Genomic DNA, 24,960 nt, shown 5'->3' with positions numbered 1-24,960 from the left:
TAATTATGTATAAGAATAAGAAGTTTCTAGCTATTATTCCAGCAAGAGGTGGTTCGAAAGGTATACCAAATAAAAATATTATGGCTATAAGTGGTAAACCACTTATAGCTTATACAATTGAATCAGGAAAAAAATCTAAATATATAGATGAATTAATTGTATCAACAGATAGTGAGGTTATTAAGGTTATAGCACAGCAATATGGGGCTAAGGTACCTTTTTTAAGACCAGAAGAACTATCAAATGATACTTCAAAATCCATAGACGTAGTTATACATTCAATAGATTTTTACAAAAAAAATAATGTAAGTTTTGATTACGTAATATTATTGCAACCCACATCTCCATTAAGAACGTTTAAGCACCTGGATGAATCTATAGAAAAGGTTATTGAGAGTAATAGTACCTCTTTAGTAAGTGTATGTGAAGCCTATGAAAATCCTGTACTTATGAGAAGTATAGAAAATGAAAAGCTAAAAGAAGTCATAAGTTTTGAAGGAACAAATATCAGAAGGCAAGACTTACCTGCTTTTTATATATTTAATGGTGCACTATATATAAATTCAAATGATATGTTAGTTAACAAAAAAAAATTTGTTGATGAAAACACAATCCCTTATGTAATGAACAAGGAAAGCTCTATAGATATTGACACGATGCTCGATGCAAGAATTGTAGAGATGATAATAGATACGAGTATTCATGTTTAAGATAGGAAATAAGGCTATAGGCGATGGAAATTCAACTTTTATTATAGCAGAGGCTGGGGTTAATCATAATGGAGACATAAAAATAGCAAAAGAGATGGTAGATAAAGCTGTATTTGCAGGGGCCGATGCCATAAAATTTCAAACATTTATTACAGAAAAATTAGTTACTGGATATGCAGAAATGGCTGAATATCAAAAGGACAACATAGGAAAAATTGACTCACAGTTTAATATGTTAAAGAAACTAGAACTATCGCACGAAAGTTTTATAGAAATACAAGAATACTGTATACATAAGGAAATTATGTTTTTATCTACACCTTTTGATTTTGAAAGCGCTGATTTTTTAGCGTCTATAGGCGTGGAGGCTTTTAAGATTAGTTCGGGAGACTTAACTAATATTCCATTTTTAGAACATATAGCAAGATTTAATAAACCTATAATTTTATCTTCTGGCATGGCGACACTTTCAGAAATCGAAGAAACAATAAATGTAATAAATTTCCTGGGTAATAAAGAAATAGCAGTGCTTCACTGTACTTCAAATTATCCAGCTAAATTAGAAAGTGTTAACTTGAATGCAATGAATACCATAAAAAAATCTTTTGAAATTGTGTCTGGATATTCCGATCACACTGAAGGAATAACAGTGCCTATTGCAGCAGTGGCTATGGGAGCAAATATAATTGAAAAGCATTTTACAATGGACAAAAGTATGGAAGGGCCAGATCATAAAGCTTCTCTGAATCCAATAGAGCTAAAAGAGATGGTTAAAGCGATTAGAGATGTAGAAATAGCACTCGGAACTGGAATTAAAATGTATAATTTTAGTGAAGTTGATACCATGAAGGCAGCTAGAAAAAGTATAGTCGCAGTTAGATATATAAAAGCAGGGGAGAGTATAAGATTCTCGGACTTAGATTACAAAAGACCAGGAAACGGACTTTCGCCTAAATTCTACATTGATATTGTTGGGCGAAAAACTAATAGAGATATAAAAATTGACGAACAAATAGCCTTAAATATGGTGGAATAAAAATTAGCTAAATTATTTCGAGCACATGGAACATGAGTACATAGAACATGCACTTATAGAATGGGAGATTAAATATGAAAAGAAAAATAGCAGTTATAACAGGTACGAGAGCAGATTATGGTATATTTTATCATGTTCTTAAAGAAATTGAAAAACATGAGGAATTGGATCTTAAGCTTATCGTTTGTGGAATGCATTTATGTCCTGAATTTGGCATGACTATAAATGAAATAGAAAAAGATGGCTTTGTAGTATCAGATAAATTTGAAACTGTTTTAGCTTCTGATACAGGGGCGGCAATGGCTAAATCTATAGGACTTTCAATTATAGGTATGGCTCAAAGCTTTGATAAAATAAAACCGGACCTAGTACTAATACTAGGTGATAGAGGAGAAATGCTAGCGGCAGCAACTGTAGCTATCCATATGAATATTCCTGTGGCTCATATTCATGGAGGAGAAGTAACGGGAACAGTAGATGAGTCTGTAAGGCACGCTATAACTAAATTTTCTCATATTCACTTTCCAGCAAATGAGGACAGCATGCAAAGAATAATTAAATTAGGGGAGAAGGAAAAAAATATTTTTGTAGTAGGAGCGCCGGGACTTGATTATATTGCGAAAGCAAAATATTTATCAAGGGAAGAAATACTAGAAAAATTTAAATTAAAAGATGATAAGATATTTTTAATGACTCAGCACCCAGTAACTACAGAAAGGGACATGGTGGAATGGCAAGTAAGAGAAACTTTAGATGCGGTTGTAGAACTTGGATATCAAACTATAGTTTCATATCCTAACAGTGATAATGGAGGAAGCGAAATTATAAGGGTTATTGAGGAGTATAGCGCTAAATATCCATTTTTAAAAGTATTTAGAAATTTAAGTCAAGTAGAATACCTAAGTTTTTTAAGTATAGCTCAGGTAATGATAGGAAATTCATCGTCAGGTATAATTGAAGCACCTAGCTTTAAACTGCCTGTAGTAAATATAGGGTCAAGGCAGGACGGAAGACTAAGAGCCCTCAATATAATAGACGTACCTTATGGAAAGGAAGCTGTAAAAGCAGGCGTTAAAAAATCAATAGACGATGAGAACTTTAAGAAGCAATTAGAAAACTGCACAAACCCTTATGGTGATGGGAATGCAAGTTGTAAAATAGCACAAATTTTAAGTGAGATAAAGATAGATAGGGAACTTATACAAAAAAGGATAACGTATTAGTTGATAGTTAGGGGTGAGATTATGGAGAAAATCGTACTTGTAGGTGCAGGTGGCCATTGCAAGGTTATTATAGACATTATAAAAAGTGCTTCTAGATATAATATTGTGGGGGTAACTGATAAAGATTATAACTACGATAAATTTGTATTAGATATACCTATAATAGGCGATGATAGCATTTTACAAGAATTATATAATACTGGTGTAAAAAATGCATTTGTATGTGTTGGTGCACTCCAAAACATTTTAACTCGCGAAAATATATATAATAATTTAAAAGCTATAGGGTTTAACATACCGGTACTTATACATAAGGATGCAATGGTTTCACCTTATGCAAATGTTGCAGGAGGAACTTGTATAATGCCTGGAGCCATAATCAATCCAGGAGCTTACATAGAAGAAAATTGCGTAGTAAACACCGGTGCAGTAATAGAACATGATTGCAAGCTGCAAAGGAATACACATATTTCACCTAAGGCTTGTTTAGCTGGCGGAGTTAGCATAGGGTGTAACACCCATATAGGTATGGGAAGTTCTATAATTCAATCAGTGCATATAGGGAATAATGTAATTATTGGAGCAGGAGCTGTGGTTATTGAAAATATAGCAGATAATGCAGTTGCTGTAGGAATTCCATCGAAAATTATAAAGTGTAGGTGATGTTATGAAATTTCCAATTGATGATTATTGTATAGGAGTGAATTCTACTATAAAAGAAGCTATGAAGGTTATAGATAAAAACTTAACAGGGGGAGCTTTAGTTGTAAATGGAAATAATGAATTAGTGGGAAGTATTACAGATGGGGATATACGGCGTGCTATACTTAAAGGCCACAGTATAAATGAGGGTATAGAGAATACATATTTTAAGGATTTTAAATTTGTTACAGAAGAGTATGGCAAAAAGAAAGCAAAAGAGTATATGATTAAGAAAAAGATAAGGCAGGTACCTGTTATTGATAAAAATAAAAAGCTCATAGACTTATATTTTTTAGATGACATATTATCTTATGATAAAAAGCAAAATTATGTTTTTATTTTAGCAGGAGGTTTGGGAACTCGGTTAAGACCATTAACTGAATCACTACCTAAACCTATGCTAACAGTTGGTGATAAACCTATCTTGGAGCTTATAATAGAACAATTTAAAGAATATGGGTTTACGAACTTTATTATTTCTCTTAATTACAAAGGGAAAATGATAGAGGAACACTTTAAAGATGGAAAAGAATTTGATGTAAACATAGAATACATTAGAGAAACTAAAAAACTAGGCACAGCAGGCTCAATAGCATTAGTAAAAGAAAAGTTTACAAAACCTTTCATAGTTATAAACGGAGATATATTAACAGGAATTGATTTTGAAAAATTTTTAAATCATCATATGAATAATAACTTTAATATAACTGTAGGTGTTAGAAATTATGAAATTAACGTTCCTTATGGAGTCTTAGTCACTGATAATATGATTATAGAGTCTGTAGAAGAGAAGCCTACATATAAATTTCACATTAATGGTGGAGTATATGCTGTTAATCCTGAAATTATAAAATACATACAGGAAGATGGAGTCTATAATATGACTGATTTAATAGAAGATGCAATTAACAATAATTGCACGTCAGGTATTTATGAGATAACTGAATACTGGAAAGATATAGGTAGAATGGAAGACTATAAAATGGCCAACACGGATATTAACAAATATTTTAAACTATAAGAAAGGAGTAGATGAAATGAACTGGCAAGGGAAAAAAGTTTTAGTTACAGGTGCAGAAGGTTTTATAGGAAGCCATTTAACAGAAAGATTGGTGGAACTTGGAGCAGATGTTACAGCCCTAGCTCAATATAATTCATTTAATAACTGGGGATGGATTGATACTTTTGATAAGTCAGTAAAAGAAAGTATTAAAGTTGTTACTGGAGACATAAGAGAATACGATGGAATGAAAAGAATTATTAAAGAACAAGAGGTAGTGTTTCATCTTGCGGCTCTCATTGCAATCCCGTATTCTTATTTATCGCCTATGGCCTATGTAAGAACAAATGTGGAAGGCACTACTAACGTTTTAGAAGCCTGCAGAGAATATGGGGTAGAAAAGATTGTACACACATCAACGTCTGAAACCTATGGAACAGCACTTTATGTACCAATTGATGAAAAACACCCAATGCAGGGTCAATCTCCATATTCAGCATCAAAAATAGGAGCAGATAAAATGGCGGAAAGTTACTATAAAAGTTTTAATATGCCTATAGCAACTATTAGACCGTTTAATACATATGGACCAAGACAATCTGCAAGGGCTGTAATTCCAACAATAATATCACAGATACTCGCAGGGAAAACAGAAATCAAGCTTGGAAGCCTAACTCCGACTAGAGACTTTAACTTTGTATTGGACACTGCCCAGGCATTCATAAAAATAGCAGAGAGTGAAAAAACTAATGGTGAAGTTATAAATGCTGGTTCAAATCACGAGATAACTATAGGAGAAACAGTTAAAAAAATAATAAGTATAATAGGTAAGGATGTAAAAATTATTTGCGATGATGAAAGGTTAAGACCTATAAACAGCGAAGTTAATAGATTATGGGCTGATAATACTAAAATAAAGGAATTAACGCTCTGGAAGCCTAATTACACTATAGACAGAGGTCTTGAAGCGACAGTAGATTGGATAAAAAATAATATGCAACATTTTAAGACAGACATATATAATATTTAGCAAAAGAAGAATGTTTAAAAAGTGGGAGGGTTTTGTTATGATACCTTTATGTATACCAGAAATTAGAGGAAATGAACTTAAATATGTTAAGGACTGTATAGATACTAATTGGGTATCTTCAGTAGGTAGTTATGTTAATTTATTTGAAGAAAAATTTAGTGAATATGTAGGTAGCAAAAGTGCAGTTGTCACAAATAATGGTACATCAGCACTTCAATTAGCGTTAGTAACCCTTGGAATAGGATACGCAGATGAAGTTATAGTTCCATCTTTAACTTTTATATCTCCAGTTAACACTATAAAATACGTAGGAGCACAGCCTGTATTTGTAGATGTATGTAGAGATACCTTTGTCATGGATGCAGAAAAGATAGAGGAATTAATAACACCTAAAACAAAGGCTATAATGCCAGTACATATTTATGGCCATCCTGTAGATATGGATAGAGTAATTCAAATAGCTAAAAAACATAATCTATTTGTTATAGAAGATGCAACTGAATCATTAGGATCTACTTTTAATGGCAGAATGACAGGTACCATAGGGGATATAGGCTGTTTTAGTTTTAATGGGAACAAAATTATAACTACTGGAGCAGGTGGAATGCTTGTAACTAATAATTCAGAATATGGCGCACGAGCGAAATTTTTATCCACTCAAACAAAAGTAGTTACTGAAAATAAAGCATTCTATCATTCAGAAATAGGATATAATTTTAGAATGCCAAATCTTTTGGCTGCATTTGGAGTGGCTCAACTTGAAAATATTAAAGAATATTTAAAAATTAAAAGACAAAATGCGGCATATTACAATGAACTATTAAGTGAAATTAAAGGAATTACCTTACCTATAGAAAAAGAGAATGTAGAAAATTGTTTCTGGCTATACTCAATCCTAGTTGAAGAAAAGTATGGTATAACTCGCGACGCGCTTATACAAAAATTTAATGAAGAAAAAGTAGAGGCAAGACCATTCTTTATGCCTATACATGATATGATTCCATATAAAACTTGTACACATGGGGATTTAAGTATTACAAATGAGCTTTATCAGCGTGGAATAAATCTTCCAAGTTCTGTTGGACTTAAAAAAGAAGACATTGCAAAGGTATGTGAAATAATAAAAGAATGCAATAAATAACTCTGTTATTTATTTGCATTTAAGGGCGAAAGTTATTAATTAAGCCGCTTTAGTGGAGGTTTATGATATATTGGTAAGGTGGATAGGAGATAATATGAATATAGATTTTATAAAGAAATTGTACAAAAGCAGATTGGTGAAAAGTGGAGTTTGGTTTACTATAGGGACCTTTTTTGTTCAAGGCATTTCCTTTGTAACTATGCCTATTTTTACGCGTTTACTTAGTGCTAGTGATTATGGAATAACGGGGGTATATACCACATGGCTTTCCGTTTTTACAACTATAATTACATTAGGGCTATTGGCTACAGTTAATAATGCCAAAGTGGATTTTCAGGAAAGATATGATGAGTATGCTTCATCTATACTTTTTTTAGTCACACTATTTGCTATTATGTGGCTTATAATTGGATTTGTGTTTAAAAAGCAAATATCTTCTATTATAAATTTAAATTCTATATTAGTCATCTTCCTTATTATTCAAGGTTTTTTTGGATTTATCGTGGATTTTTCTAATGCCAAATTAAATGCTGAATATAAATATAAGAAATATTTACTTATATCAATAAGTAGTGCTATTATAAACACAATTCTGGCTATAATACTCATAAGTAATATTAAAAGTGATAAGTATTATGGTAGGATTGGTTCTTTAATTATTGTAGCTTTAATTTACGGTACAGTTTTATATGTAATTGCTATGAAAAAAGGCAAAAAACTAATTAGTTTTGAATACTGGAAGTATGGATTAGCCATATCTATACCGGCAATTGTGCATCTTTTATCAGGCGTGATTTTGCAGTCTGTGGATACGGTTATGATAAATAGTATGATAGGATCTAGTGCTGCAGGAATATATACCTTTGCATATAAAATTGGAATGATAATGTATATTGTATGGTTGGCGTGTAATAAGGCTTGGGTACCGTGGTTTTATGAGAATATGAAAGAAAAAAATTATGATGACATAAAGCTGAAAATTAAATGTTATATTATGTTGTTTTCTGTGATGGGGTTTATACTTATATTTATATCTCCTGAAATAGGAAAACTAATGGGTACAAAAAAATTTTATAAAGGGTTAGATTACGTTCCATTAATCATAATAGGATATTATTTTCAATTTCTATACAGTATACCAGCTAATATTGAATTCTATACTAAAAATACAAAGTTCCTTTCCCTAGGAACCCTTATTGCAGCTTTAATAAATGGTGTATTAAATTATATTTTAATTCCAAGATACGGTGCAGTTGCAGGGGCATGGACAACAATAATATCGTATATCTTATTATTTTTATATCATTATTATATATCTTTACGCATATTAGACGTAAGAATTTATACGTTTAAACCTTTTGCATATGGCATTTTATACATAGTACTTAGCAGTGTAATATTTTTTATAGTAAAAAACAATTCGGTTTTGAGATATGGAATATTAATAGCAACATTAATTGTATTAGGATATGAGATTAAAAAAATCAGTGGAAAGTTAATGCAAAAATAAGTTAAAAGAGATGATTCAACGACATTTCAGAAGGAAAGTGTCCCACTTCTATAAGTGGGAGTACAAATCTCCTTCAGAAGTCGTTGATATTGCAGCTCCGCAGGAGATGATTTAATGGTTAAATTAATCTATACAGCACAAAAAAAAGAACTGATAATAGATAGAAAAGTTGTGGATTTATTTGAATATATAGGAAATATAAACGCAGAAAAGGAAGCTTTTGAGTATTTAACTTATTTAGAAAATCAAAAGGTTAATGGGTTAAAGCTTGAAGAGTTATATTTATATGATGATATACCATTATATATTTTTAGTAGACCCACTATTTATAGAAAATTAAATGGTTTGATTTTCTGTATTATGGTTATAAGAAATGCTAAGTATAAAACGAATGAAGAAATACAAGTAAAAACAGATGATGACTTTATGGAAAAGGTTTGTGTAGAGGTATTCAACCTTAAATGTGAGAGAATTTATAGTAAAAAAAACATTCAAGCTATAAGTAAAGGCAAGTTAACTAAACGGTTTATTAGGGGAATAGGGAGTTACTGCAAATTTATATTTAAAAACTTTTTAACGAATAGGAGAAATCATAAAGAACCATTTTTAATTATTTCACATGCTTCAAGTTTAAACTTAGTTAAAGGCAATACCGATGGCTATTACGATACTCAATTAGGGAAAGTTATAAATAAATTAAAAGAAACTTATAATATTTTAAATTTTCAACTCTTAAACAATAAATACATCATAGATAAGACTCTAAATTGTCATGAAAATTTTGTGCCATTTGAATTATTTATTTTATACAAAAGGCTTAAAGCCAAGAAAAATGTAAATAATAATTTATTAGTAGATAATTTAATTTATTTAGATAAGTTAGATTTTCACTTAAATGAACTTGATCTTAAAAATATACTTTTAGGATTTGTGATGAAGGATTTAAGAACGAGTTATCTTTCCTATTTATATGAACTATTAATGGCAGGAAAAATTATTAGAAAGTTGAAAAATAAAAAATGTTTAGTAGCAGGAGAAGGCGACAGGGGAAGGTGCTTTATAGTCGCAGGAAATAAGTTGAATATAGATACTTATGCTGTGCAACATGGAATAATAAATGAAACCTCATCTACTTACATAATTAATTCAAAGTATAAAGATTTGTTGGTGCCACGTAATACATTTGTCTGGGGGGGAAAGTATAAAGAATTATTGATATCTCATACAAATGTATATAATAAAGAAAATGTTAATGTAGTTGGTCAAGTAAGAACAGACAATTTAGTTCAAAATGGATATTTGAAAAAGTCTAAAAAAAATGGGACACTGAGAATACTTTATGCCACCCAATATTTTAGGGATTTACTTGAACCGGCTACCTTAATGCTATTTAAGGCATTAAATTTAATGAAGGAAGATTACGAATTAATTATAAAACTTCATCCTGTAGATTTGAATTTTGAATTTTATGAAGTTATGGTGGAAAAGTTCCACATTAAAAACTGTAAAATAATGAAGGATGGAGATTTGTATGAATTAATTAAATGGAGTGGTTTGGTAGTAAGCGTACATTCTACAGTAGTTGTAGAAGCGGCACTTATTAATAAACCTTCTATATGTATATTACTCCCTAAATATAATGATGCTGGTGGTTTTGTTAAAGAGGGGGTATCCTTTGGAGTTAAGGATGAAAATGAGCTTTTAGAGTGTATGATTAAAATAAATATAGGTGACGTGACACTAAACCACGATATGCAAAAGTATATCCATGAAAATTTCTATAAGTTGGATGGAAAAGTAACAGAGAGGATAATAAATATTATAGTAAATTCTCCTGAGAAGCTTTTAGAAACAATAAAGAATGAGTAATTAAAGATAACTTTCTAAGATTCTTAATTATACTTAAATAGTGTAAAAGAACAGGAGGAAATTTATGAGAAAAATTTGCTTTTTAGCAGATGCACATAGTATACATACAAGAAAATGGGTTCAATATTTTGCGAGACTTGGTAATGAGATTCATATAATTTCTATGAGAGAAACAGATTATGTGTATGAAAACAATGTAAATTTGCATGTGTTAAGAACTATAGGTACAAATAAGTTAAGTTATTTTTTATTAATTAAATCAATTAAAAAATTAGTAAAAGACATTAATCCAGATATATTACACAGTCACTATGCTACTAGCTATGGACTTTATGGGAGAATGTGCAATTTCCATCCATTTGTAATATCTGTTTGGGGTAGCGATGTGTATGAGTTCCCTAAAGATAATAAAGCTAAAGAATTGCTACTTAAGTATATATTAAAAGGAGCGGATAAAGTTTGCTCTACAAGTTATAATATGACTGAGGAAACAAAAAAATACTACAACAAAGAGATAGTAGTAACCCCCTTTGGTGTAGATTTAGATAAATTTAAATGTAACACACCTATACTAAATAGTAGTTATATTACCATAGGTGTTATTAAGGGATTAGAAAAAATATACGGGTTAAATTATCTTATTGAGGGATTTTCAGAGCTTATACGTAAATACAGCGGAACCAAAGATTTAAGACTTTTAATTGTTGGAGATGGTACCCAAAAATTAGAGCTTGAGTCTTTAGTAAAGAAATTAAATTTAAATTCTAAGGTTACATTTACAGGTAAAATAGATAATGAAAAAGTACCTGAATACATAAACAAGATGGATATAGTATGTCTGCCATCCTTAAGTGAAAGTTTTGGAGTTTCAGCTGTCGAGGCCTGTGCGTGTGGACGGCCAATAATAACTACAGATGTAGGTGGGTTAAAAGAGATAATTTTTAATAACTATAACGGTTTTGTAATCAAGCAAAAGAGTAGTTATGATATAACATTAAAACTTATGAAAATCATTGAAAATGAAGATCAAATGAAGGAATTTTCAAAAAATGCAAGAAGATTAGTCCGGGAGAGGTATAATTGGTTTGACAATGCAAAAATCATGAATGATATATATAAAACACTTGAGAAGGTTAGTAAATAGTAATGGTATATTCTAGCTTGCAATGCACTTGTCATTTGAAAATATCAGAAACTATGTAGGAGGATAAAAATGCAATTAACGCAAGAGATTAAAGAGTATTACTATTATTTGAAAAAGTATATTCACATAATTCTAATATTATATGCTGTTATAGAAATAGGGTTGTTTATAAAGATGGGTACATCAAATGTGCTCATGTTCGTAAGTAGCATATTTGTAACCTTGTTCGTAATTTGTAGTTTGATTTTAATGTTTAAAGATTTTGTTACCGCAAGTTTAGTTTACGCGGTAGCAATACCAATAATACCTATGGCATTGTATATTATGAATAGGTTAAATATAGCTGGGATAGGTGAAGTGGTATATTTAGCTTATTTTGCTATATATTTAACAAATATGGCTCGCGAATTTAAATATGGAGGATTTGATTTTTCAAAGTTTACGGTTAAATACACCAAGCTAAGTGTACTCTATATTATATTGTTATTATTAGCGACTATATCTTCTATGCTAAGTATTCATGTTTTAGAAGCATTTAAGCTAGTGCTACTTAACATGGTTTCAATGATGACCTATAGCATAGGTATACTTTGCTATAAAAAAAGCAATAAAGAGTTTTACAAGGATATATTGCTCTATTTATGCGTGGGAGTTACGTTATCATCAATACCAGATATAATAGTAACTTTATATAATTTAATTGTACGTAGCAATAATCAGCATCTCTATGGGGTCTTAGGTAGCAATTTCATGCTTGGATATACTATAATAGTAATGCCTTTTATATTGTTATATGCTATAAATAAAGAGCTATCAGGGAAACATAACAAAATATATATATTCTTATTATTAATTCAAATAATTAATTTTAGTACTCAAAAATCAAGGGGCATTCTACTAACATTAGCTATGTGTTTTTTTATTGTAATTATAGTAGATATAAATAATTGGAAAAAATATATACTAATTTCTATAGTTGTGATTTCTTGCATGACATTTAATGTTATGCATAGGTGGGAAGTGGAAGAAATTGCAACGGACATAAAGATAAACAGTATAGAAGACCTAGTCAGCAACAATGCCAGAATGCTTAAAAGATTAATAGAGCAAACTAAAAGTCGAAGACCAATATGGGCCTTAGCTTTTGAAATGATAAATGACCACTTTTATTTTGGTGTGGGACCAGGGCACTTTAAATATTACTATTTACAATATGGTGGAAACCCTAAAAAATTGTACATAGATGCTCATAATATAATTCTTAATTTAATTACAGAATTTGGAATTATATTTACTTTTACTTTTATGTTAGCTTGGCTAAGCAGCTTAATAAAGTCAGTATTGGATATAATTAAAAATAATAAGAAAGATTTCAAAGAATTTAAATGGCCAGGAATTATTGGGCTTTTATGTCTCTTAGTTTATGGAAATATTACAGGCCAATCTTTTATGGCCTCAAGAGATCCAATAAGTGTAGTGCCTGCTTTTGTTTTTACTGTAGTGATGATACTAATGATATATTCAGAAGGGAAATCTGTTAGTTAAGAGTTAGGACAATGAGAGGTGTTAATAATGAAAAACATATTAATTGTAGCTTATGTTTACCCACCACTAGGAGGTGCAGGAGTTCAGAGAACTTTAAAATTTGCTAAGTTTCTAAAGAAATTTGGATACAACGTAAACGTGCTTACTGTAAATAATGAAAAGAGCACTATAAAGGATGAGTCTTTGGAAGCTGAATCAACGGATGGAATAAAGGTATTTAGGGCTATGCAAAGAGATAATTTTATTGTCAATACTATTGCTAATAGGAATATAACCCATGTCAAAACCATGAAGGTTGAAAATAAAGAGGATATAATAAAAATAACCTCTGAAATTACACTTAAATCTAAAGTTAAGAGAAAAATAAAAAAAACCTTATTAAATATTTATAGAAATATGTACATACCGGATGATAAAATTTCATGGAAAAAAGATGCGGTAGAATTAGGACTTAAAATAATTAAGGAAGAAAAAATTGATATAATATACTCTACCTCAGCACCATATACTGGGCATTTAATTGCTTGTGAATTAAAGCAAAAATCTAACATAGCGTGGATTGCTGACTTTCGTGACCAATGGGTAACTAACCCATTCGCAGATTACACGCCCTATGCTAAGAGAAAAAATGAAAGGATGGAGACGACAGTTATTGAAAAAGCGAATGTTGTAATATCTGTAAGTAAACCTATAATAGATGATTTTATTGATAGATATAAGAATCAGAGGGCAGATAAATTTAAAATAATTACTAATGGATATGATGAGGATGATTTTGATGATTATAATATAGATAGGATACCTCCCAAATATATTATAACTTATAATGGAACCCTGTATGGGAAGATATCACCAAAGAATTTCTTAATAGCTATAGATAGGCTTATTGAGGATAAAAAAATAAAACTGGAAGAGCTTATCATTAGATTTGTCGGGCAAATAGGCAAGGATGCCCAGGAAGATATTACGTTTTTTCTTGCAAAATATGATAAGGTTATTGAATTTATATCATATTTGCCCCATAAAGAAAGTTTGAGGGAATTAGAAAATTCTTCAGCAGCGCTTCTAATTATAGGAGCGTTTGAAAGAAGCGAAGGCGTATATACAGGAAAGATATTTGAGTACATAAGAAGTGGAAGGGTTGTTATAGGCATTGTACCGGACGGTGTTGCTAAAGATTTAATACTTGATACGAACACAGGATTTTGTTGTCATCCTGAACAAATAGATGAAATTAAAGCAGTTATATATAAATCCTATGGCATTTGGAAAGGCACGCAGGAAAAGTTAGATATTCATTGGGAAAAAGTTAAAAAGTACAACAGAGAAAATTTAACTAGAGAACTGATGAGTATTATAGAAAGTTTATAAATGATGATTTGAAAAGGAAGTGCAATTCTAATTTTTATAAAAAACTTTATTAAAAAAACTTATTAAAAGTCAGGAGTCTATATGAAAATATTAACAGTCGTAGGAGCAAGACCGCAGTTTATAAAATCAGCTGCAGTATCGAATATAATTAGAAATGAGCATGAAGAAATTTTAATACATACAGGGCAACATTATGATGAAAATATGTCAAAGATTTTTTTCGAAGAACTTAAAATACCTAAGCCTAGTTATAATTTAGAGGTAGGTTCAGGTGGACACGGCATGCAAACTGGTAGGATGTTAATAGAGCTCGAAGAAATTTATATAAAAGAAAAGCCAGATATGGTTTTAGTTTATGGGGATACGAACTCAACCTTTGCTGGAGCAATTTGTGCAAGTAAGTTACGTATTCCAGTAGCACATATAGAAGCGGGACTTAGAAGCTTTAACATGAATATGCCGGAGGAACAAAATAGAATCTTAACAGATCATATTTCAAAATATCTGTTTGCACCTACAACTTCAGCGGTTAAAAACCTAAGTACTGAGGGCATAACTAAGGGTGTTCATAATGTAGGGGATGTAATGTATGATGCGACCCTTAATTTTTCAAAGATTTCAAAAGAAAAATCTAAGATTATGAAGAAACTTAATTTATACCAGGAAGAATTTATTTTAGCTACCATACATAGAGCAGAAAATACTAATGATATAAATAGATTAAGAAATATTAGTGAGGCATTAAATGAGAGCGGCAAAAAAATAATATTACCCCTACATCCAAGAACAAAAAAATATATGGATGATTATGGTTTGAAATTTAATAATAATATAAAGATAATTGACCCAGTTGGGTATTTAGACATGATCATTTTAGAAATGTACTGTAAAAAGATTGTCACAGACAGTGGTGGAGTTCAAAAGGAAGCTTTCTTTATGAGTAAGCCTTGTATTACTATGAGAGAAGAAACAGAATGGGTAGAAACAGTAGAAAATGGATGGAATATTATTGTTGGAACTGATAAAACTAAGATTTTAGAGGGCATAGTTAATTTTATGCCAAATAAATCTCAGCAAAATGTTTTTGGAGATGGCCATGCTGCAGAGAAAATTTTAAAAATTATAAACAAACAATAGAGGTGAAAACATGCGTATTTTATTTTTAACTCAGTACTGTCCCCCAGAGGTGGGGGCACCTCAAAATAGAATTTTTGAGTTTGCTAAAAAATTACAGGAATTTGGCCATGAAATTACAATATTAACAGCAATGCCTAACTACCCTAGAGGGGAGATTTTTGATGATTATAAAGGTAATAAGGTGGTCATAGAAGAAATTGAAGGTATAAAGATAATTAGAACTAGTATTTATGCTACAAAATCTAAGAGTTTTACTAAGAGATTAAGAAATTATTTATCTTTTACTTTTTCTTCTGTACTTCAAGGGGCTATTCATATAAATAAGCAGGATGTAGTAATAACGGAATCTCCACCACTGTTTCTAGGCTTTTCAGGGTATGTAATAGCTAAGCTTAAAAAAGCTAAATTTGTTTTTAACATATCTGATTTATGGCCAGAATCAGCTATAAAATTAGGTATGCTTCATAATAAGTTATTCATTAAAATGTCTGTATGGTTAGAAGAATTTTGTTATAGACGTGCAGTAGCTGTTACTTGTCAAACAGAAGGAATAGTTGATGATATAGTCGGTAGAGGATTTGATAAAAACAAAGTACATCTGCTAACTAATGGAGTTGATACAAAGCTATTTAAAAGTGAAAATAGGGATGAAACATTTAGAAGTGAAATTGGAGTGGAAAATAAGTTTGCACTATGTTACGCTGGTATTCATGGACTTGCACAAGGACTACAAGTTATAATAAATGCAGCAGAGATAGTAAAAGAGGAAAAAAACATTCAATTTGTTTTTGTAGGTGATGGTCCGGAAAAACAAGATCTTGTAAATATGGCAAAAGAAAAAGGATTAAAAAATGTTACCTTTTTACCTCTTCAGCCAAAGGTAAATATGCCTAAAATTGTAGCTTCTATGGATGCTGCAATAATTCCTTTAAAGAAGTTAGAACTTTTTAAAGGTGCTCTACCTTCAAAAATGTTTGAGACCTTAGCTTCAGAAATACCTATTATTTTACCAGTAAAGGGTGAAGCTGCTAAACTAATAAACAGTGCAAATGCAGGAATTGTAGTAGAACCAGAAAATTCAAAAGAAATTGCAGAAGCGGTGTTAAAGTTATATAATAACATGGAGCTTAGAAATAGGTTGGGTGAAAATGGAAGGGCTTATGTTATGGAGAATTATGCTAGAGAGGATATAACAAGAAAATTAGAAAAAATATTGATGAATTTATAAAAATTATAATATTAGTCTATAAAGAGGTGTAAAAAATGAAAGCTAAGTGTAGTATTTTGTATTATTTAATGTGTGCTTATATAGTGATAATGCCTCTGATTCAAGAGGGAACAAATTTAAAAGGAGTATCTGTTTCAGATATTTTATTAGGAATAATTATGTGCTTATATCTCATAAAGTTGATTTTTAATAAGGATACGAGGGGAAGGTTTCTTTATGGGATTAGAGACTTCTTTAGTAGTACTTTAAGTATTTGCATAGTGATGTTATTGGGTATTATGTTATTATCAACCTTTTATGCATTAGAAAAGGGATTAGCATTAAGCGAAAGCGCAAGATTTTTAACATATGTATTTATATTTTTTATAATTAAGTATGAATTTAATACAAAAAAATTAGTGAAAAACTTATTGAGATGCTTTATATTCACATCAGGAGTCTTGAGTATTTTTGGTATAATTCAATACTTTACAATAATTGGATTAGATAAAAGGTTTATTGTGAAATACTCCTATGGATATAGAGCAAGTAAGATTGCTGCAACAATGCAAAATCCTAATGCATATGCGGGCTTTCTTATTTTAATTATTTTTCCATTAGTAATGCTAACAATTTATGAAAAAAATAAAAAATTAAAAAGTATGTATGGAATAATATCAATTCTAATATTTCTCAATATACTTATGACTTATTCTAGAAATGTTTTATTAGGCGTTTGTATCGGTGCAGCGGTTTTATGTGTGCTGTATAGTTTAAAATTAATTGTAGTTTTTGGAGGGGTAGGTATTTTGGCTTTATTTAGTCCGGCGGTTCTTGATACAGTTAAGGATTTAACAAATAATGGACAAAATGTGGCTAGAATTAAATTGTGGAAAACGGCTCTAATGATGATTAAGGAACATCCAATTCTAGGAGTTGGTAATGGTAATTATATCAGTAGGTATAACGAATATATTAATAAGTATAAAGGCCTAAGCTACAACTCGTATACAAGATATCCTACACATAGTTCTTATTTAAAGACTCAAAGTGAATTGGGCATAATAGGAATAACATCTCTTTTAGTAATTTTAATAACAGTGCTTATTAGATTGAAAAAATTAATTACTATAACAGATGACAAATTTTTGCAAGCTTTTTACATGGGTGCATTGGCATCGATGGTAGCATTCTATTTTATGAATTTATCAGACAATCTATTTTTTGTGCCTAAAGTTACAACATATTTTTGGTTTATAGTAGCTACAGCTGAAGGTTTATTAAACGCATCAACAAATAATTTGAATATATAAGTTGGTGAAGAAATTTAGAAATACAGGGGGACGCTTAAATATTCATCAGAAAGTAGGAGTTAACGCAATATGATAAATATAGATAAAAAAGCGCATATTGAGAATAAGAGGCTTCAATTTGGACTTAAGAGATTAATGGATATTACATTATCTTTTATAGGTATAATTATATTATTGCCTATATATTTAATTATCATTATTGCTATTAAACTAGATTCAAAAGGAGCAACTGTATTTAAGCAGGTTAGGGTAGGTAAAGATGGAAAAAACTTTAATATTTATAAATTTAGAACTATGATAGCTCAAGCTGAAAGCAAAATAGAACTTAATATAGATCCGTTTGATTTGGAGAATTTTGTGTTTCAAGACAAGTCGGACGTTAGAATAACAAGGGTTGGAAAATTTTTAAGGTGCAACAGCCTAGATGAGATTCCACAATTTTTCAATGTTTTGTTTGGACAAATGAGCATTGTAGGTCCTAGGCCTGAAATACCAGAGATAGTTAAGTATTATCCCGAAAGCTACTACCAAAGACTCTTAGTTTTGCCAGGAATTACTGGACTTGCACAGATTAGTGGAAGAGGAGAAATCGAACTAGGGAAAACAGTTACTTATGATTTGGATTATATTAAAAATTTTTCAGTCCAATTAGATATAAAAATTATCTTCTTAACAGTTGTATCTGTGTTTAAAAAAGACGGCGCTTATTAGGGAGTTGTTAATTTGGAGGGGTTTTATTTATGATAACAAGAATTTTTCAATTCGAAATTTTTAATGATACCATAGAAGAATTGTTTAAAAACATAAACAGTTTTAAAAAGGTACATATTGTTTCAGGAAATCCACAAGTTCTTTTTAGTGGTCTACAAAATAATTTATTGTTAGAAAATTTCACTAGTAAAAATTCAATCATTATTCCAGATGGAATTGGTACAGTAATATGTTCTAAAATTGTAGGTCAACCGGTGAAAGAAAAAATTGCTGGTGTAGAACTTATGGATTGTATAGTAAAAAAATGTGAAAAAGAAAGCCAAGGAATATATTTGTTAGGGTCCACCCAGGAAACAGTGAATATGTGCAATATTAATCTGCGAACTAAATATCGCAAATTAAATATTTTAGGGAGTCATGATGGATATTTCGAAATGGACAATTGTGAAGAACTATTAAAAGAAATAGAAAAAGTTAGTCCACAAGTCTTATTTGTTGCTATGGGATGCCCAAGGCAAGAAGTATTTATAGCGAAATATATGGACAGACTTCCTTGCAAAGTATTTATGGGAGTTGGAGGAAGTTTTGATATTATAGCTGGTAATGTTAAACGTGCACCTAAATGGATGATAAATATAGGCATGGAATGGTTTTACAGAGTTGCGAAAGAACCATTTAGAATTAAAAGATTATCATCTATACCTAAGTTTATTTTAATGGTAATAAAGGACAAGTATAAACGTAAATAATTGTTATTAACATCAGAGAAGTAAAGGAGAGGATCCATATTAAAGTTTTGCATGTCATATCAGGAAATGATAATGGTGGTGGTGGAAAACACGTATTAAACATATGCAGTAAATACAATAACAAATTTGAGAATATAGTCGGTTGCTTGGGAGAAGGTCCACTTTACTCAAAAGTTAGAGTTATGGATATTAGCTACAAACTTTTTAGTAAGAAGCTTAATAATATTGAGCTAGTGAATTTTATAAGATGCAATTCGATAAGTTTAGTAAATTTCCATGGGGCAAAGCCATTCCTAATGCATTTAATTTTAAAAAGTAAATTAAACGTACCTACAGTAGCTGTAGTTCACAGTGATTTTAGATATGATTTCCTTAATAATAAAGTGAAATATTTTATTTTTACTCCCCTGAGTATTAAGGGTCTAAAGAGCTTTAATAATTATATTTGTGTATCAAATAATTTGAAGGTTTTATTAGAAGAAAAAAATATTCAAGGAAGTAAATCAGTTGTAAATAATGGTATAGATATAAAGAAAATTAGTATTGTGACGCCAACAGAAGATATACGAAATAATTTGAATTTAAAGAAGAATGATTTTGTATATGTTATGGTTGCGAGATTACATCCTATAAAAAATCATAGAGAAGTTATAGTGGGGTTTAGAAAACTTACTATTGAATTTCATGATGTAAAATTGCTTTTAGTTGGTGATGGTGAGCTACAATCCGAACTAGAGAAGTTAATAGTGGAACTAAAAATAGAAAATAAAGTTATAATGACCGGAAATGTTTCTAATCCAATAGACTATATAAACGCCTCTGATGTTAGTGTTTTAGCTTCTTTAAGCGAGGGTGGAGCACCACCCTTAACGGTTTTAGAATCAGCAATTGTAAAGAAACCTTTGATTTATACTGAAGTGGGCGACTTACAAAGTATATTAGGCGAAGACAGCGGGTATAAAGTGAAGAATCAAAACAACGAAAATATTTATAAAGCTATGAAAGAAGCATATTTAGATAAGAGCAATTTAAACATAAAGGGTGAAAAGTTATATAACATTGTTGTAAATAATTTTACTATAGAGAAGTTTTGGAAAAATTATTTTGAAATTTATAAGAGTATACTAAAAAAATAATAAGTACACTTTTTTATTTTTTTAATTCTATCTTTAAAATTTTAGGTGAAACAACTACATTATTTATGAAGCGATTACACATACTATAATTAAAGGAGTGTGTTATATGGAATTTTATGATGTAGTCAAAAGTAGAAAAAGTATTAAAAAATTTAAGAATACCCCAGTAAATAAAGAAAAATTAGCAAAAATGATTGATTCAGCTATGATGTCCCCTTCATGGAAAAATAATACTTCATACAAATTTATTTTAGTGGATGAAAAAAACAAACTAGAACAAATTTCTAAATCTATAATGAATAAGGACAATTCAGCAGCACAATCAATATTAGATGCTCCGATGACGGCGGTTATAGTAGCAAAGCCAGATGCTTCTGGAGAAGTTGAAAACAGAGAGTATTATTTAGTGGATAGTGCCATTGCTATGGAGCATTTTATTTTGTCAGCTACTAATGAGGGTTATGGAACTTGTTGGATTGCTGCAATTGATGAAGATATTATAAAAAAAGCATTAGCCATTCCACAAAATTACAAAGTAGTTGCAATGACTCCTATTGGGGAAATTGCAGAAAGTAAAGAACATAACAATAAAAAAGATGCAAAAGATTATGTATTCTTGAATACTTGGGATAATGCCTATGCTGAAAACACTAAATAAATTATGAGTTAGATGATTTTTTTTAATTACCCTATGTCTGCAAAAGCAGACATAGGGCTTTTATTTTGTTATATATCTATAAATGAGCGAAACGATTCCTGAAGAAATTATTAGTGATATATTGATGATGTTTTTAAATTGGCAAGAAGAAGGTAATACTGTTGAAAGTATTGAGTGCATAAGGTAAGAAAAGCGGGTATAATGAAGTAAGCTAAGTATGTCTATAATTCTAATGGTAACTTACGTATTAAACTTAAATTTTATAAAAAAATAAATATTTATTAACCGTGAAAAATAGAAAAATGAGGGAGTGGCAGTAATGTCTTCAGATCAAGCATGTAATTAAACTCACTCATTTCAATTTAGAAGAGATAATAAGTTGGAAGATTTAAAGCCTAAAAAATATATTTCTATAAAGAAGGTATGTATTAATGAATGAAAATAATATTGTAATCGGTAAAAAATATAGACATTTTAAAGGCAATGAGTATTTAGTGCTTTATGTAGCAAAACACTCAGAAACGCGTGAAGATATGGTGGTTTATCAGGCCCTTTATGGAGAAAGAGGAATATGGGTTAGACCATTAAGTATGTTTTTAGAGAAAAAAGAAGTTGATGGTAAAATGGTAAATAGATTTGAAAAGATTGATAACGAACTGGAATTAGCCGAAGAAATGCATCACAGTAGTTGATGTTATTAAGGTTGAAAACCAAATTAGTGGCATAGATGTGAAAGGTAAACCACTTCAGTAATGAAGTGGTTTGTTAATAAATATTTTTATTTAAAATTTAATTATTCCTATAGAATTTAAGAAAATAATTAAAAGAAGGATTGGTGATATAAATTTAATAAATACATATATAATGTTTAACACAGAATCGTTATTTAAAGTTCCTTGATTTGATAGTTCTAGTTTGAAATCTTCCTTTTTAGTAAAGTATCCAACGTAAATCGCTATTAAAAGCCCACCTATTGGAAGTAATATATCTGAAGATAAGTAGTCAAAGGTATCGAAAAATCCTCTCTGGCCTATTATATGAATATTAGCAAGGGCACTCGTGGGATGAGCCGATAATGTTGCGAGAATTCCAAACACCATCATTATGCTTGTTGTAAATAATACAGCTTTCGTTCTACTCATACCCTTTTCTTCTGTAAAATACGCAACTGGGACTTGAACCATAGATATCAGTGCTGTTGTAGCGGCTATTGCAGTTAAAAAGAAAAATGCGACTAATAATACACTGCCAAAAGGTATTTTTGAGAATACAAGTGGTATAGTCATAAATAAAAGACCAGGACCTTCACTAGGTTTTAGACCAAAAGAGAATACGGCTGGGAATATTGCAATTCCTGCCAATATTGAAATTAGTGAGTCAGATAAAGCAACCTTAACTGAAGTTGCTATCATATTATTATCAGGTGTAAAATAACTTCCATAAGTAATCATTGTTCCCATTCCGAGGGACAGTTTGAAAAAGGCTAGACCAAGAGCTGCTAATATAACACGTCCAGTTAATTGCGAAAAATCCACATGAAATAAAAATTTTAATCCTTGTGATGCACCTGGAAGTGTTAATGCCCTTGCACCACATATAATAATTAGTATGAATAATACAGGCATAAGTGTCTTTGTTATTCTTTCAATTCCATTTTTAACTCCTGCAATTAAGATTATTGAAACTACGATGAGAACTATAAATTGCCATACTATTGGAGACAGTGGTCCAATTAAGGTTGACATGAATTTTGCCGAAGCAGTACTAGAAGTAACCCCCCTAAAATCGCCCTTTATTGCCTTGAATACATAGGAATAAACCCATCCTGCAACACAGCTATAAAAAAATGCTATTAGAAATGCTGTAGATGTCCCCATTAATCCAATAGTTTTCCAGCCTTTAGCAGCATTTAATTTTTTAAAAGCTCCGACTGCATTTTTCCTTGATTTTCTTCCAATGTAAAATTCACATGCCATAATGGGAATACCAACTAATACAACACATAAAAGATATACTAAGAGAAAAGCTCCTCCACCGTTAGACCCTATTAAATAAGGGAATTTCCATATGTTACCTAAACCTACGGCTGAACCTAATGTTGCAAAAAAAATTGCAAATCCTGTAGAAAACATCTCTCTTTTATTTTTCTCTGCCACTGCATATCACTCCTCTTTATCTTTAATTAAACAATTATCTGTACTACAAAATTAGAGTACTGTTTAAATGATATCAAATTTATTTAAAAGGTAAAATTAATTTGTATCTGTTACTTTAACACCTTAGCACGTACATTTAAATATATCAATAAAAAAGTATTATTACGGAACGTTATTTTTATTTATTATTTCTCTTATTAGTGTATATATTCATATCTTATGAAGGTGTACAGACAAAGCAAATTAAGATAAAACACCGATATAAAAAGTAAAACAATATGATTTTACCTATTTATATAGTTTAGGTATGTTTAAGAATAGTTAAAATATTAAAATTTTCCCATCTGCAGGACTTAGTTTAATCTCTAGTTCTCAAAAGGGGGATTCAAAAACCGATACTACAAAATAACAAGCTTATGTATTAGGATAACGCCATAAAACAAAAAAAATCTAGTTTTAATCCACCATTTACTATGCAGTAGAACTGTATTAGGTACATGGTGGTTTTTTATTCTTATTTACATTTAATTCATATAATGATACTGTTATGACACACTATAACAAGAAGGTCTATATGATTAATTCATAAAGTTTTCATGTTAAAGACTATTATAGACTCTGAAAAATAGCTTTACTCTGGAGGAGGAAACAATATGTTTAATTATATAAACAAAAATATCATTAAGAATATCTTCTTTATACTACTGGGAAGTTTGATATCTTCACTCGGAATTAATTTGTTTATTTCCAAAGCCAAACTTCTAAGTGGTGGTGCAACTGGTATATCGTTAATTATCCAATATTTATTTAAATTTCCTGCTGGATATACTATACTCTTATTAAATATTCCGTTATTAATACTAAGTTATAAATATCTTAACAAACGATTTACTATTTTTTCAATTATAGGTATAATCTCATTTTCTTTGTTCTTAATTTTAACTGCTCCTTTAAAAGAACTGATTGGCACAAACGATACGTTACTATTATGTTTATACGGTGGAGTATTAAATGGAATTGGCATAGGAATAATATTCAGCAATCACGGTTCCGGAGGAGGAGCCAACATTGTTTCAGCTTTGATAAAAGTAAAACATGATAACTTTAATATAGGACAAATATCATTTTGTGTTAATATGATAATTGTTTGTATCGGTACTTTCTTTTTTGGAGTAACTAGCGCGTTGTATACTATAGCTTCTATGTATATAACGGCTGAAGTTACCGATAGAATAATTCATGGAATGAAAAAACAAAAATTAGTTCTTATTATTACTACAAAAGAAAAAGAAATTTGTAGTGGAATTTTGTATAAAATGCATAGAGGAGTTACTTTTTTATATGGAGAAGGTGCATATACTGGTAATCATCAAAAAATATTATTCTGTACAGTAGCACTCCATCAAATTCCCGAATTAAAATTAATAATTAAAGAAATAGACAATAATGCTTTTATGATAATAGTTGATGCTTCAGAGGTGAGAGGTAAAGGATTTAAAAACGATTTAATATAGTAGTAACCACTCCAACAGTAACTGGCTGCCTTTCTTAGGTAGCCTTTTTATATAACTTATCACATAAAGTTCACATATTAATTTGATACTGCTGATAC

Annotated in this window: 22 protein-coding genes; 21 read left to right on the top strand and 1 reads right to left on the bottom strand. The window is 30.2% G+C overall.

Features of this window, described 5'->3' with window-relative positions:
• Positions 1-5 precede the first annotated feature (5 nt).
• The 20 genes from KTC92_RS04320 to KTC92_RS04225 all read left to right on the top strand — a co-directional run bounded on the left by KTC92_RS04320 (position 6) and on the right by KTC92_RS04225 (position 21,884).
• A complete protein-coding gene (locus KTC92_RS04320) occupies positions 6-710 on the top strand; it encodes a cytidylyltransferase domain-containing protein (RefSeq protein ID WP_220286813.1) in 705 nt (234 codons plus the stop codon).
• Positions 703-1,746 carry an N-acetylneuraminate synthase gene (gene neuB, locus KTC92_RS04315; protein ID WP_216304326.1) on the top strand — a complete coding sequence of 348 codons (1,044 nt, stop codon included), beginning with the start codon at positions 703-705 and terminating at the stop codon, positions 1,744-1,746. Before KTC92_RS04320 ends, neuB begins: the two co-directional genes overlap by 8 nt.
• A gap of 74 nt (positions 1,747-1,820) precedes the next feature.
• Complete coding sequence (neuC, locus tag KTC92_RS04310; protein WP_220286814.1) at positions 1,821-2,969, top strand: UDP-N-acetylglucosamine 2-epimerase; 1,149 nt, start codon at positions 1,821-1,823, stop codon at positions 2,967-2,969.
• A gap of 21 nt (positions 2,970-2,990) precedes the next feature.
• Positions 2,991-3,632, top strand: a complete 642-nt coding sequence (locus tag KTC92_RS04305; protein WP_220286815.1) for an acetyltransferase — start codon at positions 2,991-2,993, stop codon at positions 3,630-3,632.
• Positions 3,633-3,636: 4 nt separating this feature from the next.
• Positions 3,637-4,692: a nucleotidyltransferase family protein gene (locus KTC92_RS04300; protein ID WP_220286816.1), complete on the top strand. Its 1,056-nt coding sequence runs from the start codon at positions 3,637-3,639 to the stop codon at positions 4,690-4,692.
• A gap of 16 nt (positions 4,693-4,708) precedes the next feature.
• A complete protein-coding gene (locus KTC92_RS04295) occupies positions 4,709-5,701 on the top strand; it encodes an NAD-dependent 4,6-dehydratase LegB (protein ID WP_220286817.1) in 993 nt (330 codons plus the stop codon).
• Positions 5,702-5,738: 37 nt separating this feature from the next.
• Entirely contained in the window at positions 5,739-6,842 is a 1,104-nt protein-coding gene (locus tag KTC92_RS04290; RefSeq protein WP_220286818.1) for a LegC family aminotransferase, read from the top strand.
• 94 nt (positions 6,843-6,936) lie between these two features.
• Positions 6,937-8,352 carry a lipopolysaccharide biosynthesis protein gene (locus KTC92_RS04285; RefSeq protein WP_216304320.1) on the top strand — a complete coding sequence of 472 codons (1,416 nt, stop codon included), beginning with the start codon at positions 6,937-6,939 and terminating at the stop codon, positions 8,350-8,352.
• Between the two features lie 114 nt (positions 8,353-8,466).
• Positions 8,467-10,221, top strand: a complete 1,755-nt coding sequence (locus KTC92_RS04280) for a CDP-glycerol glycerophosphotransferase family protein (RefSeq protein WP_220286819.1) — start codon at positions 8,467-8,469, stop codon at positions 10,219-10,221.
• 64 nt (positions 10,222-10,285) lie between these two features.
• Positions 10,286-11,365: a glycosyltransferase gene (locus KTC92_RS04275; RefSeq protein WP_220286820.1), complete on the top strand. Its 1,080-nt coding sequence runs from the start codon at positions 10,286-10,288 to the stop codon at positions 11,363-11,365.
• Between the two features lie 69 nt (positions 11,366-11,434).
• Positions 11,435-12,910, top strand: a complete 1,476-nt coding sequence (locus tag KTC92_RS04270; RefSeq protein ID WP_220286821.1) for an O-antigen ligase — start codon at positions 11,435-11,437, stop codon at positions 12,908-12,910.
• A gap of 27 nt (positions 12,911-12,937) precedes the next feature.
• Positions 12,938-14,281, top strand: coding sequence for a glycosyltransferase (locus KTC92_RS04265; RefSeq protein WP_220286822.1), 1,344 nt, complete (start codon positions 12,938-12,940; stop codon positions 14,279-14,281).
• A gap of 81 nt (positions 14,282-14,362) precedes the next feature.
• A complete protein-coding gene (gene wecB / locus KTC92_RS04260; protein ID WP_220286823.1) occupies positions 14,363-15,418 on the top strand; it encodes a non-hydrolyzing UDP-N-acetylglucosamine 2-epimerase in 1,056 nt (351 codons plus the stop codon).
• A gap of 10 nt (positions 15,419-15,428) precedes the next feature.
• Complete coding sequence (locus KTC92_RS04255; protein ID WP_220286824.1) at positions 15,429-16,646, top strand: glycosyltransferase family 4 protein; 1,218 nt, start codon at positions 15,429-15,431, stop codon at positions 16,644-16,646.
• Between the two features lie 35 nt (positions 16,647-16,681).
• Positions 16,682-17,938, top strand: a complete 1,257-nt coding sequence (locus tag KTC92_RS04250; RefSeq protein ID WP_220286825.1) for an O-antigen ligase — start codon at positions 16,682-16,684, stop codon at positions 17,936-17,938.
• A 69-nt stretch (positions 17,939-18,007) separates the two neighbouring features.
• A complete protein-coding gene (locus tag KTC92_RS04245; protein ID WP_216304312.1) occupies positions 18,008-18,649 on the top strand; it encodes a sugar transferase in 642 nt (213 codons plus the stop codon).
• A 29-nt stretch (positions 18,650-18,678) separates the two neighbouring features.
• The gene (locus tag KTC92_RS04240) at positions 18,679-19,398 is read left to right on the top strand and encodes a WecB/TagA/CpsF family glycosyltransferase (RefSeq protein WP_220286826.1); all 720 of its coding nucleotides are present in this window, start codon (positions 18,679-18,681) and stop codon (positions 19,396-19,398) included.
• A 47-nt stretch (positions 19,399-19,445) separates the two neighbouring features.
• Positions 19,446-20,534 (top strand): glycosyltransferase, encoded by a 1,089-nt coding sequence (locus KTC92_RS04235; protein WP_253198292.1) that lies wholly within the window; start codon positions 19,446-19,448, stop codon positions 20,532-20,534.
• A 106-nt stretch (positions 20,535-20,640) separates the two neighbouring features.
• Entirely contained in the window at positions 20,641-21,192 is a 552-nt protein-coding gene (locus KTC92_RS04230) for a nitroreductase family protein (protein WP_216304310.1), read from the top strand.
• Between the two features lie 431 nt (positions 21,193-21,623).
• Positions 21,624-21,884 (top strand): DUF1653 domain-containing protein, encoded by a 261-nt coding sequence (locus KTC92_RS04225; protein ID WP_165414112.1) that lies wholly within the window; start codon positions 21,624-21,626, stop codon positions 21,882-21,884.
• A gap of 90 nt (positions 21,885-21,974) precedes the next feature.
• Here KTC92_RS04225 and KTC92_RS04220 read toward each other — a convergent pair whose 3' ends face one another.
• Positions 21,975-23,324: a sodium-dependent transporter gene (locus KTC92_RS04220; RefSeq protein ID WP_165414114.1), complete on the bottom strand. Its 1,350-nt coding sequence runs from the start codon at positions 23,322-23,324 to the stop codon at positions 21,975-21,977.
• 677 nt (positions 23,325-24,001) lie between these two features.
• Here KTC92_RS04220 and KTC92_RS04215 point away from each other — a divergent pair.
• Entirely contained in the window at positions 24,002-24,862 is an 861-nt protein-coding gene (locus KTC92_RS04215; protein ID WP_165414108.1) for a YitT family protein, read from the top strand.
• The last annotated feature ends 98 nt before the right edge of the window (positions 24,863-24,960 follow it).

The organism is Clostridium sp. CM027 (assembly GCF_024730565.1).
Classification (GTDB): Bacteria; Bacillota; Clostridia; order Clostridiales; family Clostridiaceae; genus Clostridium_AD; species Clostridium_AD estertheticum_B.
The sequence above is the reverse complement of the archived record's forward strand: the minus strand, read 5'-3'. Positions and strand labels throughout refer to the sequence as shown.